This window comes from Hamadaea tsunoensis DSM 44101 (assembly GCF_000428945.1).
GTDB classification, from domain to species: Bacteria; Actinomycetota; Actinomycetes; order Mycobacteriales; family Micromonosporaceae; genus Hamadaea; species Hamadaea tsunoensis.
Map to the genome: position 1 here is coordinate 71,467 of NZ_AUAX01000002.1, position 12,493 is coordinate 83,959.

Annotated in this window: 14 protein-coding genes; 13 read left to right on the forward strand and 1 reads right to left on the reverse strand. The window is 70.9% G+C overall.

Features of this window, described 5'->3' with window-relative positions:
• Positions 1–477 precede the first annotated feature (477 nt).
• The 6 genes from G401_RS52275 to G401_RS43090 all read left to right on the forward strand — a co-directional run bounded on the left by G401_RS52275 (position 478) and on the right by G401_RS43090 (position 4,143).
• Positions 478–1,143 (forward strand): RAD23 family protein, encoded by a 666-nt coding sequence (locus tag G401_RS52275; protein ID WP_051366059.1) that lies wholly within the window; start codon positions 478–480, stop codon positions 1,141–1,143.
• 50 nt (positions 1,144–1,193) lie between these two features.
• The gene (locus G401_RS52280) at positions 1,194–1,535 is read left to right on the forward strand and encodes a hypothetical protein (protein ID WP_027341330.1); all 342 of its coding nucleotides are present in this window, start codon (positions 1,194–1,196) and stop codon (positions 1,533–1,535) included.
• A 115-nt stretch (positions 1,536–1,650) separates the two neighbouring features.
• Positions 1,651–2,409, forward strand: coding sequence for an ANTAR domain-containing protein (locus G401_RS0102975; protein ID WP_027341331.1), 759 nt, complete (start codon positions 1,651–1,653; stop codon positions 2,407–2,409).
• Positions 2,410–2,606: 197 nt separating this feature from the next.
• Complete coding sequence (locus tag G401_RS0102980; protein WP_169734135.1) at positions 2,607–3,122, forward strand: STAS domain-containing protein; 516 nt, start codon at positions 2,607–2,609, stop codon at positions 3,120–3,122.
• A 39-nt stretch (positions 3,123–3,161) separates the two neighbouring features.
• Positions 3,162–3,566, forward strand: coding sequence for a LapA family protein (locus tag G401_RS43085; RefSeq protein WP_084556759.1), 405 nt, complete (start codon positions 3,162–3,164; stop codon positions 3,564–3,566).
• Between the two features lies 1 nt (position 3,567).
• Positions 3,568–4,143 carry a DUF5994 family protein gene (locus tag G401_RS43090; RefSeq protein ID WP_051366061.1) on the forward strand — a complete coding sequence of 192 codons (576 nt, stop codon included), beginning with the start codon at positions 3,568–3,570 and terminating at the stop codon, positions 4,141–4,143.
• Here the strand turns inward: G401_RS43090 and G401_RS0102995 are convergent.
• Complete coding sequence (locus G401_RS0102995) at positions 4,130–4,651, reverse strand: inorganic diphosphatase (RefSeq protein WP_027341333.1); 522 nt, start codon at positions 4,649–4,651, stop codon at positions 4,130–4,132. The two genes, G401_RS43090 and G401_RS0102995, sit on opposite strands and share 14 nt — an antisense overlap.
• A 416-nt stretch (positions 4,652–5,067) precedes the next feature.
• On the opposite strand from G401_RS0102995, the gene G401_RS0103000 reads away from it, so the two are divergent.
• The 7 genes from G401_RS0103000 (at position 5,068) to G401_RS0103030 (ending at position 12,479) form a co-directional block, all read left to right on the forward strand.
• Entirely contained in the window at positions 5,068–5,790 is a 723-nt protein-coding gene (locus G401_RS0103000) for an ANTAR domain-containing protein (protein ID WP_027341334.1), read from the forward strand.
• A 63-nt stretch (positions 5,791–5,853) separates the two neighbouring features.
• A complete protein-coding gene (locus G401_RS0103005; RefSeq protein ID WP_027341335.1) occupies positions 5,854–6,570 on the forward strand; it encodes a GAF and ANTAR domain-containing protein in 717 nt (238 codons plus the stop codon).
• Between the two features lie 140 nt (positions 6,571–6,710).
• A complete protein-coding gene (locus tag G401_RS0103010; RefSeq protein WP_064741687.1) occupies positions 6,711–7,625 on the forward strand; it encodes an aminoglycoside phosphotransferase/kinase family protein in 915 nt (304 codons plus the stop codon).
• Between the two features lie 145 nt (positions 7,626–7,770).
• Positions 7,771–10,005: a helix-turn-helix domain-containing protein gene (locus tag G401_RS43095; RefSeq protein ID WP_084556761.1), complete on the forward strand. Its 2,235-nt coding sequence runs from the start codon at positions 7,771–7,773 to the stop codon at positions 10,003–10,005.
• Positions 10,006–10,141: 136 nt separating this feature from the next.
• A complete protein-coding gene (locus G401_RS0103020) occupies positions 10,142–10,828 on the forward strand; it encodes an alpha/beta fold hydrolase (RefSeq protein ID WP_034590621.1) in 687 nt (228 codons plus the stop codon).
• Between the two features lie 14 nt (positions 10,829–10,842).
• Positions 10,843–11,673 (forward strand): alpha/beta fold hydrolase, encoded by an 831-nt coding sequence (locus tag G401_RS0103025; RefSeq protein ID WP_027341338.1) that lies wholly within the window; start codon positions 10,843–10,845, stop codon positions 11,671–11,673.
• Positions 11,674–11,819: 146 nt separating this feature from the next.
• Positions 11,820–12,479 (forward strand): nitroreductase, encoded by a 660-nt coding sequence (locus tag G401_RS0103030; RefSeq protein WP_027341339.1) that lies wholly within the window; start codon positions 11,820–11,822, stop codon positions 12,477–12,479.
• Positions 12,480–12,493: the final 14 nt, after the last annotated feature.

Sequence of the window (12,493 nt, forward strand, 5' to 3'; positions counted from 1 at the left end):
GGGAGCGGCCGCCGGAAAAAGAGATCGCGGGGTCCGAGCGATCGTGAGGTGATGACACCTCGGGTTACACCGGCCGATTACCCCACGCTCAGCACGCAAAACGTCGCATCGACGGCCCCGACGCGATCGAGGAGCAGGCCGACGGGGGTACGCGTACGCCGATGAGGAAATGTCGGCTGTATGTGGTTAGTCGACCCGCGGGCGGGTATGACGACTTCTGTAAGCCCTGCTGTCGCCCGCAGCGACGGCCGACGCCCGGACCCGCGGCCACCGATCGGCGAAACACCGCGGCCGGTTCCTCGCCCCACGACCGATCGGTACGCGCGGTCACAGCGCCTCGGCGACCCGGGCTTCTCTCGATGCCGACGCCGATGCCGACGCGCCCGCGCGGCACCACTCTCGACGGCCGGCGCGTCCTCGCCGTCCGCGCCACTCAGGACAGACCTCCGCGCCACCCTCCAGACAGGACGGCCCAACATGGCGGACATCTCCGCTCGTTCCACCGGCGACCCCGCCGGTTCCCCGACGCCCGGCACCACCGTGCCGGGCACTCCCGTGACCGGCCCTCCCCTACCCCCCGAGCGCACCCCGACCGGGCGTACGCCTGTCGATCCGACGACGGAAACGCCGCCGTTCGCGACGGGTGCCCCGACGCCGGCCACGACCGACGCCACGGGACCGGACCCCGACGGCACCGCGGACGAGGGCGCCGAGCACGGCGTCCAGGAGCACGGCGGCGACCTGGCCACCGAGACCGGCCGCCAGGGCCGCACTCTCTACGAGGAGGCTCGCTCCCAGGTCGGCGAGCAGGTCGTCGCGCAGCAGAAGCGCCTCGTCCACGGCCTGTACGCGCTCAGCGGCGAGGTCGGCAAGATGGCCGAGGACGGCGGCCGGACCGGGCCCGCCGCGACGCACCTGGCCCGGCAGGCGTCGGACCGGATCGCCGATACCGCCCGGTGGATCGACGATCGTGATCCGGGCCAGGTGGTCGAAGACGTCAAGGCGTACGCGCGACGCCGGCCGGCGATGTTCCTCACCGCCGCGGCCTTGCTGGGTGTGGTCGCCGGGCGGCTGGCCCGGAATCTCGGCGGCCGGTCGAAGAGCAAGAAGTCGGCTGGGCGTACCGGAGCCGACCGCTCGTGACCGGGCCGGCCGTCGACGGGGGCACTTCGATGAATACCTGTCCCGATCAGGTGAGCGACGACCTCCGGCGTACGCCTGCCCATCTCAGCGGTGACATGGATGCCGTGGCGCACAAGACGAGTCCGGGCCGGGCGGTCCACGATCGCGTGAGCCGGACGCTGGGCCTCCTGTACGGTGCCCGCGACAGCGTGAAGGGCGGCGCCTCGGCGACGTCCGACCCGGCGTCCGAGTCCACCGACCCGGTACGCAGGACCGCGCCGGGCAACCCGATCGCCGCCTCGGGGGCCGGACTGAACGCGAGCCCCGAACCGGCTCCCCGGAGCACCGTCCAGTCACGCGTCGCGGCACTTTCGGACGCGTTGTCCGGCGAATCCGGTGAATGTCTTCCTTGACTGTTTCCCCGTTGTTCGCTCCGGGTAGAGGCTGAGGCACCTTCTCAGCTCCGTCGCCCTGGACCCCGGCGACACCAGGTGTCGGCGCAGTGTCGACCAAGCCGGAGTGTCCGACATGTCAGCTGTGGTCCCCGGCTCCAGCCGGCAACTCGCCGAGGTCCTGCTGGACTCCCTCGACACCCTGGTCGACGACTTCGAACTCGCCGACTTCGCCCAGATGCTGACCGACCACATGACGGCCCTCGTCGGACCGGTGACGCTCGGAATCACCCTGGCCGGACCCGGCCGGCGGCTGCGGTTCATCGCCGCCCAGCACACGACCCTCGCCGTCCGGGGGCTCGGCGGCGCCCTGGAGTACCTTCAGATCGACTTCGGCGAGGGCCCGGGCCAGGACTGCTTTCGCACGGGCGCGGCGGTGGTGAACGTCGACCTGCGCACGGCGGCCCAGCGCTGGCCACGCTATGCACCACTGGCAGTCGCCGCCGGTCTCCTGACCGCGCATGCCTTTCCGCTACGGCTGCGACATGAGTCCATCGGTGCCGTCACCGCCGTCGGCGGCCGGAGCACGCGGCCCCTGCGGCTCGACGACGCGTACACGATCCAGGCACTCGCGGACCTGGCGGTGCTGACCCTGCTGGGAGATCAACCCCATGCCGACCGGGCCCGGTCGCGGCAGCTGCGCGCGCGGCTGGGCCGCCGGGTGGTCGTCGAGCGGGCCACCGGCGTGGTCGCCGCACTCCTCCACCTGCCCGTCGACGAAGCCTTCATCCTCATCAGCCAAGCGGCCCGCCGTCGTGATCGCCGTCTGTACGACCTCGCGAGCAGCCTCCTGGCCGACCGGTCCATGATCGACGACCTGACCTGGAACGCCTGACCTCGTGCCCGCGGTCGCGAGCGGATCTCCGTATCGATTCGGCGCTATGGCCTAGGGGAGGACTCCGAGCTGCGGCTAGACTGGCGGCAGGCCGTTGACGTATCCGCGGCCGACCGGATGACCGTCCGGCCCCTCGGGCCCAGCCTTCGCCCGCCATTGATGCATTCATGCTCAATCGAGCGGTTGGAGGACCAACTGTGTCCCAACCCGACCTTCAAGCGGCGCATCCCGGTCTCGTGCGGATCGACGTCACACCGGTGGATGACGGATCCTCCCGCCCGCGCGTACGGGCGAGCGTCACTGGTGAGCTGGACATGTCGAATTCTTCCGTCCTGCAGGCATGCCTGCTCACGGTCCTGCGTGACAGCCGTCCCGAGGTTCTCGACCTCGACTTCGCCGGCGTGCGGTTCATGGACTGCGCCGCGGTCCGTGTGCTGGTGCGGGTCCAGACGGCCGCCGAGCTCGCCGACTGCCGTCTGCGCCTGATGCACCCCCGGCAGATCGTCGTCCGGGTACTCGTGGCCCTCGGCCTGTTCGAGACGTTCCACACGACGCCCACATTCGACGCTTCGTCGATCGACCTGTCGATAGACCTTGAAATGGACCTGTCGATAGACCTTGAGCAGCCTGATTCCCGGGTTGCCCGGCGCGCTTTGCGGCCCGAACAGGCGTACGGTGGAGGTATCCCGGAATCGACGACATCCCGCCCGTGAGGTGTCAGCCACACCGGCTACCGCTCAGAGCGGATCGTCATGGCCCTTCTCCAGCGCCCGCCCAACCAGGCGCCCGGCTCCCATCGCCTTACATCGGCAGATACCAATGTCGATGCCATTCCGGCGCGGGAGCGGCCCGCCCCGGCGCGGACTCGGACCGGGGCCACCTGGTTCGGCATCTGCGTCGCCGCTGCCACCCTCGTGGTACTCATCGTCTTCATGCTGCAGAATACGCGCAGCGTCGAGATCAGCTTCCTGTGGCTGCACGGCAGCGTTCCGCTCGCCCTCGGCCTGCTGATCGCGGCGGTCGGAAGCGCGGTCGTGGTGACGGTGATCGGCACGGCCCGCATCACCCAGCTGCGCCGGCGCAGCCGCCGCCAGCAATTCGCGGTACGCCGGGACGACAGGCCCGAGTCCGGCTCGTACCTCGCGGATGGGAGCTGACATGACGGCGACCATGAACGCGCATACCGTCGCCGCGGCGAGCACGCCGCCGTCGACGCCGCGACTGCAACTGGAGCCCACCGGCTCGCGGCTTTCCCTGCTGGACGGGGGATGGTGGCCCCGGTCGACCGATCCCGTCGCCGAGCTTCCCGGCCTGGTGCTGGCCATAGACAAGCTGCGCGGCCTGGTGTCACGCCTCGTCCTGAACGCCGAATTCTGGGACAGCCGGCCCGGCCGGCTGCGGGTCGCGGACCGGGTTCTGCGCCTCGGCTACTTCGCCAGCCAGCCGGTCAGCCTGCTCACCGCGTTGTGTGACAACGGAGAGCGCGTGGATCTCCTGGTCGTCGCGCCCGGCACGGACCCCGGGGCCGCCCGCGCCGCCCTGCTCACCTCGGCCACCACCGGTAACCTCGTGCACGCGCAGAGCATCCTGGGCAGCCTGGTCCGCCCGGTCGGCCTCGACGCTCCCGCGAAGACCGACGACGAGGACGGCGTCTGGGAGGACGACGGTGGCCGGATGACCACAGCGAAGCCGGGCCAGCTGGTGGAACGGCTGGTTCCCATCAGACGGCCGTGAATTCCGTTCCCGCGGTGGCCGTCCGCTGATGGCGCTGCAGAGAACGGCTGATCTCGGCCTCGGCGGCCGGCCGGCCGCTCCAGTGGCCCGCCGTGGTGTGAAGCCGCCGCTTGCCGGGTTCGAGGTCTGTGTAGATCTCGAAGAAGTGCTGGATCTCGAGGCGATGAAAATGTTCAAGATCGTCAATATCTCGGACGTGCGCCTGGCGGGGATCCGCCGACGGTACGCACATCACGGTCGGGTCGGGGCCGAATTCGTCGTCGATGAGGAACATGCCGATCGCGCGGCACCTGATCTGGCAGCCGGGGAACGTCGGCTCCCGGACGAGGACCAGGGCGTCGAGGGGATCGACGCCTTCGCCCAGGGTCTGCTCGATGAAGCCGAAGTCGGCGGGGTACTGCGTAGCTGTGAAGAGCATGCGGTCCAGCCGGAGCCGGCCACGGGCCCGGTCCATCACGTACTTGTTGCGAGTCCCTTGAGGACTTTCGACCGTCACGTCGAACTCCATGGCCTACCCCACTTCTCCTCCCCGGGCCGCCCGGCGGCGGCGGTCGCGCCGATCGGGCACGTGATCTGGTTCGGGGGTCCGTGAATCCCTGCGGGCGCCGGCCACGCCACCGGGGTCTCGGGTGACAAGGTCACCATACGCCGAGGCCAGCCGGTCCGACCAAGTCCGCACGCTCCTCGTCCGGCGTCACGTGGCCTCGGGCGACTCGGAGGCGCCGCCGGAGGGAAAGAGCCCGCGCTACGGTTCGGCGACCTCGGCAAGGGGTACGCTCCTCGGATAAGCCGCCTGGGAGACGGCCTTCGACTCGGTTCCGCCCGATGGCGGCAGTCAATTGCGGCCTCACGGACCGTGAAGGTATCGGAGGCGTTCGTCGTGCGTACGAGATCCGCCGATCGTCACGTGGCCAGGTGTGTCCGATGACCGCGCAGCGCCGCATACGTCTGTGGACCCGGGTCGTCGAGGTGGCCGATGGCGGGCGGGTGACCCTCGGCACCGTGTGCACCGCGCTGATCGAGGCGGCCGGCGTGGACGGCGCCTGGGCCAGCGTGCTGCTGCCCGCGAACCTCCGCGAGACGGTGTACGCCAGCGATGCGGTCGCCGAACGCCTCTCGGACCTCGCGCTGACCCTGGGCGAGGGGCCCGGCGTGGACGCCTCGGGTGGGACACCCGCCCTCGCCGCTGATCTCCTCGACATCGATTCCCAGGCCCGCTGGCCGGTGTTCGCTCCCGCCGCGGTGCAGGTCGGCGCGCGAGCCCTGTTCGCCCTGCCGCTGCAGGTCGGCACGATCCAGGTGGGCGTTCTCGACCTCTACCGGGCCGCCCCCGGCAGCCTCGACGACGACCAGCTTGCCGACGCCCTGCTGCTCGCGGACACCGCCTGCGCCATCCTGCTGGACGCCGGGGGCATGGATATCGGATCCGCCTCCCGTCCGCACCTCGACGCGCACCATCCCGAGGTACACCAGGCCACCGGAATGCTGATCGTCCAGCTGCGGGTCACTGCCTCGGTCGCTCTGGTCCGCCTTCGCGCGTACGCGTACGCCCACGACCTTCCGCTGCGCGACGTGGCACGCAGCGTGGTGGCACGACGCCTGCGGTTCTCCCCGGACCCCGACATCGGGGACGGTGGGCTGCAGTGAAGCTGATCTGCTACTTCCAGCCGTACGCTCGGCGGGACTACTGTTGGGTGAAGGGTGAGTGAGATGGCCGAGCTCCAGCTAGCCGACGTGTTGGTGGAAATGGCCGATACGCTCGTCGACGACTTCGATGTGATCGACTTCCTGCACGTGCTGACCGAGCGCAGCGTGCAGCTTCTCGGCGTGTCCGCCGCGGGCCTGCTGCTCACCGACGGGCGGGACACGTTGCAACTGGTGGCCGCGTCCTCGGAGCGGACCCGCCTGCTCGAACTGTTCCAGCTGCAGTCCGATGAAGGCCCGTGCGTGGACTGCTTCCGCACCGGGCGGCCGGTGTCGGTCGCGAACCTCGCCACCGCGACGCGATGGCCCCGTTTCACGGAGGCCGCAGCGGCCGTGGGCTTCGCCGCCGTGCACGCCGTGCCGATGCGGCTGCGTACGCAGGTGATCGGGGCGCTCAACTTCTTCGACACCGCACCGGGTTCACTGGACCCCGACAAGCTGCGCAGCGGCCAGGCACTGGCTGACGTGGCGACCATCGGACTGCTGCAAGAGCGGGCCATCCGCCGCCGGGACGTGCTCACCGAGCAGCTGCAGGCCGCGCTCAACAGCCGTATCGTGATCGAACAGGCCAAGGGCGTGCTCGCCGAGCGCTGGCATGTCGACATGGATGAGGCGTTCGGCCTGTTACGCAGGCACTCCCGGAGCGGAAACCGCCGGCTGTCGGAACTCGCACGCGCCATAGTGGACGGCACCGAGCAGATGCCGAGCCCGGCCGTTCCGTAGACCGCTTCCCCGGAACCGCCGCGCATGGCGGGTTTGCCTATGTTGCGGGTGACCGTGGTCCGATCGCTCCTACGACGTGGCCGCACCACGATTCCGGATGAACCATTTTTCGGATTCCGATGGGACTATCGTGGGTGAGCATGGCCGTACCCACAGCCGACGCCGCCGCGATCAGCGACTGGTGCGCCGAGCACCTCGGCAGTCCGCTGAGCGAGACGCTGTTCGTCACCTCCCACCTGTCGCAGGTGGTGGGAGTCCGACTGGCGGACGGCCGCGACGTGGTGGTGAAGGTACGCGCCTGGCGGCCGGAGCTCGGCTCCTGCGCAGACATCCACGAGAGCCTCTGGGCCGCGGGGTTCCCCTGCCCGCGCCTGCTGACCGGACTGAACCCGCTGGCCGGCGGCTTCGCCAGCGCCGAGGAGCTGATGGACGCCGGGGAGATCCTCGCCCCGAGCGCCGACGATGCCCCCGCGCAGTACGCCGCGCTCCTCGCCGACCTCGTCCGCCTCGCCCCGCCGGCGGACACGATCGAACCCTTTCCGCCGCCGCCGTGGGTCCACTGGAACCATCCGTCCGACGACCTGTGGCCCCCGCCCGACGACGTCGACACCGACCTCAACGCGGACGCCGAGCCCGCCTGGATCGACCCGGTCGCCCGCAGCGTACGCGCGCGCCTCGCCGGGCTCACGCTGCCGCTCGTCGTCGGCCACGCCGACTGGGAGGCCCGGAACCTGCGCTGGCGCGACGGGCGCCCCGCGGCGGTCCACGACTGGGACAGCGCCGCCGTCCTGCCGGAGGCCGCCCTGGCCGGGCACGCGGCGGCGGTGTGGACGGCCGGAACCGAGGAGGGCGAACCGGACATCGACCGGTCGGCCGCCTTCCTCGACGCGTACCAGCGGGCGGCGGGGCGGGCGTTCAGCACGGAGGAGGTCGAGGTCTCCTGGGCGGCCGGGCTGTGGACCCGGGCCTTCAACCTCAAGAAATGGCACCGCGACGGGTACGCCGGCCTGAGCCCTGCGGAAGCCGCCGAACGCCTCCGCAGGGCAGGCTGCTGACCGGCCGCTGCGCACCCTGACCGGCCGCGGCGGACGTCATCTGCTGGACGGCCGGGGAGACCTCCCGGTGGCGTACGCGCCGAGGCCAAGGGCTTGCGCTCCTCGGGGGATCTTGGACCGGCGCAGCCTGAGCGATGATGGACGGATGGAGGCGTCGGGTTCATTCGCGGGAATGCTGCGCAGCCAGCGCCATCGGGTCGGCTTGACGCTCGAGGAACTGGCCGAGGCGTCCGGGGTCAGTACGCGGGCGCTGAGCGACATGGAGCGCGGGCGGGCGCTGGGGCCGCAGCGGCGTACGGTTCTGCTGATCGCCGACGCGCTGAAGCTGGAAGCGGCCGGCCGGGCGGAGTTCGTGGCGCTGGCCAAGGCGGGCCGGGCACGGTCGGCTTATCTGGCGGCGGCGCCGGGGTTGTGTGAGCTACCCGGGTCGATCGGGGACTTCACCGGGCGGGCGGCGGAACTCGCGTGGCTCTACCGCCTGGCCGAGGAGCCGGTCGACGGGCCTCATGTCGCGATCGTCTCGGGCGGAGCCGGGCTGGGCAAGACGACGTTGGTCGTCCGGGCGGCGCACGGGTTGCGTGACCGGTTCCCGGGCGGCGTGTTGTTCGTCGACGCGCTGGGCATGAGCCGGCGGCCGGTCGCCAGCGATGAGCTGCTCTCCCGGCTGTTGCGGGCGCTCGGCGTGCGGACGCAGCACATCCCTGATGACGCCGCCGAGAAGGCGGGACGATACCGCCGCCTGCTGAGCGAGCGGCAGGTTCTGGTGATCGTCGACGACGCCCAGTCGGAAGCGCAGGTACGCCCGCTGCTGCCCGGAGACGGCCGGAGCCTGCTGCTGGTCGGCAGCCGCCGGCTCCTGTCGGGGCTGGAGGCCGCGCGGCGGCTGCATCTGGATCCGATGCCCGTTCCGGACGCGCAGGATCTGCTCGGCCGGATCGTCGCGGAGCGGTTCGATCCACGCGATGAGGATCTGACCGGGCTGGTGGAGCTGCTGGGCGGGCTGCCGCTGGCGCTGCGGATCGTCGGCAACCGGCTGATTTCCCGGCCGGGCTGGAGCGCGGCGGACCTGGTGGACCGGTTGTCGGCGGCCGAGCGGCGGCTGGAGCAGCTCAGCGCCGGTGATCTGAAGGTGGCGGCCGCCTTCGGGATGTCGTACGAGCAGCTGCCGGCGGCTACCCGGCAGATGTTTCGCCGGGTATCGCTGGTCGCGGGGCCGGACTTCGGTACCGCGCTGGCGGCGGTGGTCGGTGATGTCGGCGTCCACGACGCCGAGGATCAGCTCGACGACCTGGTTGACCTGAGCTTGATGGGCACCGCTGAAGGCGGCCGTTACCGGTTCCACGACCTTGTCCGTCTCTATGCCCACCAGCGCCTGGAGGTGGACGAGCCGTCCGGGACGGTGACCGCCGTGCGGGACCGGATGGTCGCCTGGCTGCTGGAGACGATGACCGCGGCGGGACTGTGGTTCGAGCCGGACGGCGCGCAGTCCCGGTTCGCGTCTGCCGAGGAGGCTGATCAGTGGCTGCGCGTGGAGTCCGAGCACTGGCTGCCGGCGCTGGGTGCGGCGGCCCTCGCCGGTCGTCATGACGCGGTCGTACGGGCGACCAGTGCGCTGCACTGGTACTCCGACCGCTGGGTGGACTGGCCGCGCTGGGCGGAGGTGTTCATGCTCGGCCACGACTCGGCCGAGCGCCTCGGTGATCCCGGCCGGCAGGCAGAGTTCCTTAACTATGTCGCCTGGACGCATACCCTTCCGTGGCGCGACAAACGCAACGTCCTGCCGTACGCCGAGCGGGCACTGGCCTTGGCCCGCGCCGCCGGCGACCTGCTCCAGGAGGCGTGGGCGCTGGCTTACACGGCGCGGGCGCTGGGCCCGCTCGGTGAGGCCGCCGCCGCGATGACGGCGGTACTGCAAGCGGCGGACCTGTTCGAGCAGGCCGGCGACGTCGACGCCAGCTGTCAGGCGTGGATCGAGCGCGGCGACCTGCAGCTGCGCCTGGGCGACCCGGACGCGGCCCTGGCCAGTTTCCGCCGGGCGCAGCAGACGGTCGACGACCCGGCGTCGGGCATGACCACGACGATCGCCGACTACACCCGGCCCCACGTGCTGATCTACCTGGGCAAGGCACTGGGCGTGTCCGGTCAGGCCGAAGCGGGCCGGGCGATGATGCAGCAGGCGCTGGACATCCTCGAACGCGAGCAGCAGCCGCTGGAGTACGCGGTCGCGCTGCAGGCGCTGGCCGCCCTGTACGACGACGGCGCCGTCGAGGCCCGCGACAACCTGCTGCGCGCCGCCGAACTGTACGACAACGCCGGCCTGCCCGACGCCGCGGCGCGGATGCGGGCCGCGGCCGCCGAACACGGCCCGGCGCCACGGTAGTTCCGCGCAACCGCAGTTCTGCGCAACCGTAGTTCTGCATGGTGTTCTGCCTGGGACCGAACGGCGTACGGCGATTGCATGGAGTGCGAAGCGGCAGGTGAACGGCCTGCCGCCCGGCGCTGGAGGAGAGCACTCCATGATTCGCAATGTCGTGCTGGTCCACGGCGGGTTCGTCGACGGATCGGGCTGGCTGGGCGTACACCGGCTGCTGACCGCCGACGGGTTCACCGTCAAGATCGTGCAGAACCCCACCCTGTCGCTCGCCGGGGACGCGGCCGCGACCCGGTTCGTCCTCGACGCCCTCGACGGGCCGGCCGTCCTGGTCGGCCACTCCTACGGCGGCGCGGTCATCAGCGAGGCCGGTACCCACGGCAACGTGGCGGCGCTGGTCTATGTCGCCGCGTTCGCGCCGGACAAGGGCGAGTCGGTCGACACCCTGATCGCCGACCCCTCCCCCGGTGACCCGGTGCCGCCGATCCTGGCGCCCCGCGACGGGTTCCTGTTCCTGGACCGCGACAAGTTCCACGGCTCGTTCGCCGCCGACCTGCCCGCCGACGAGGCCGCGTTCCTCGCCGACTCGCAGGTGCCGTGGGGCGTCGAGGCGCTCGCCGGCACCGTCACCGAACCCGCCTGGCGTACCCGGCCGGCCTGGTATCTCGTGTCCACACAGGACCGCATGATCCCGCCGCACGCCCAGCGGGCCATGGCCGCCCGCGCCGGCGCGGTCACCGTCGAGGCGATCGGCAGCCACGCCGTCTACGCCTCCCAGCCCGGCGCCGTCGCCGACCTCATCCGCCAGGCCGCCGGATCCGCCGACCACTGACCTTGGAGCAGACCATGAACCCGTCGCTTTCCCGGCGTACCCTCGTCGCCGGTATCGGTGCCGCCGCCGCTGCCACCACTGCAGGCATCGCCCTGGGCAGCCCCGCCAGTGCCGCCGACAGCTCGCCGGCGGCCAAGCCGACCATCGTGCTCGTGCACGGCGGCTACGCCGACTCGTCGTGCTGGAACGACACCATCGCCCTGCTGCAGAACCGGGGCTACACCACGATCTGCGCCGCGAACCCGCTGCGCGGCATCCCGACCGACGCACCCTACGTCGCCAGCCTGCTGGACTCCATCCCCGGACCGGTAGTGCTCGTCGCGCACTCCATGGGCGGAACGGTCATCACCAACGCCGCCGCCGGCAAGAGCAACGTCAAGGCGCTGGTCTACATCGCGGCGTTCGTGCCCGAGGTGGGCGAGACGCAGGGCGAGCTGATCGGCAGGTTCCCCGGCAGCGAGGTCGGCCCGGTCAGCGTCGGGGTCCCGTACACCAAGGCCGACGGCACGACCGGTATCGACCTGTACCTGAGCAAGGACGGCCAGGCGGCCTTCGCCGCCGACATCTCCACCAGCGCCTTCCGAGTCCTGCAAGCCACGCAGCGCCCGTTCGACGCCGAGTCGTTCATCTTCCCGACCACGGCCGCCGCCTGGAAGACCATCCCGACCTGGGGCCTGGTCGCCGGTCAGGACAAGGCCATCCCGCCCGCGTGCGAGCGCTGGATGTACAGCCGCGCCCACGCGCGCAAGGTCGTCGAGGTACCGAACTCGTCGCACGTCGTCATGCTCAGCCACCCCCGGATCGTCGCCGACCTCATCACCGACGCCGCCAGGGTCGCCTGCTGACACTCCCGGCGCCCCGGTCCGTCACCGCGTACCGGGGCGCGCGCTTCGTGTCCCCCCGCTCCCCACATCATGGGGTACGCCGATCCGATCGGGTCGCGCCCGTCAAGGACGGCCGAAACCATGAGATACCGGTCGGGGAGGCCGCGATGGATGTCTACGAGGCGGTACGCACACGACAGTCGATCCGACGATTCACCGATCAGCCCGTGCCGCACGACATGCTCGTGCGAGTCCTGACGGCCGCGGCCGACGCGCCTTCGGGGAGCAACCTTCAGCCCTGGCACATATACGTGCTGTCCGGTGAGACGCTGCGACAACTGAAGCGTCGGATTGCCCAGCGGGTGAGCGCCGGTGATCGCGACGATCCCGAGTTCGCGATCTACCCCGCCGAGATCCGATCCCCCTACCTCGAACGCATGGCCGTCCTGGGAGAACATCGATACGGCGCGCTCGGTATCAACCCCGGCGACGCGGCGGCGCGGGCCAGCGTACGCGCCGAGAACTGGAACTGCTTCGGTGCCGGCACGGCCCTGTTCTGCTATCTCGACCGGGACATGCCCGCACCGCAGTGGGCCGACGCGGGCATCTATCTGCAGACGGTCATGCTGCTGTTGCGCGCCGAAGGACTGCACAGCTGCACCCAGATCGCCTGGACGGAATACCATCGCAGCGTCGCCGAGCAGATCCCGGCACCGCCTCGGCAGGTGTTGTTCTGCGGCATGTCGATCGGCTTCGCCGACCCGGCCACGACGCATCCGCGTATCCCCCGCGCCCCTTTGTCGGAAACCGTGACCTTCCTCGGCTGATCAGACCAAGAATG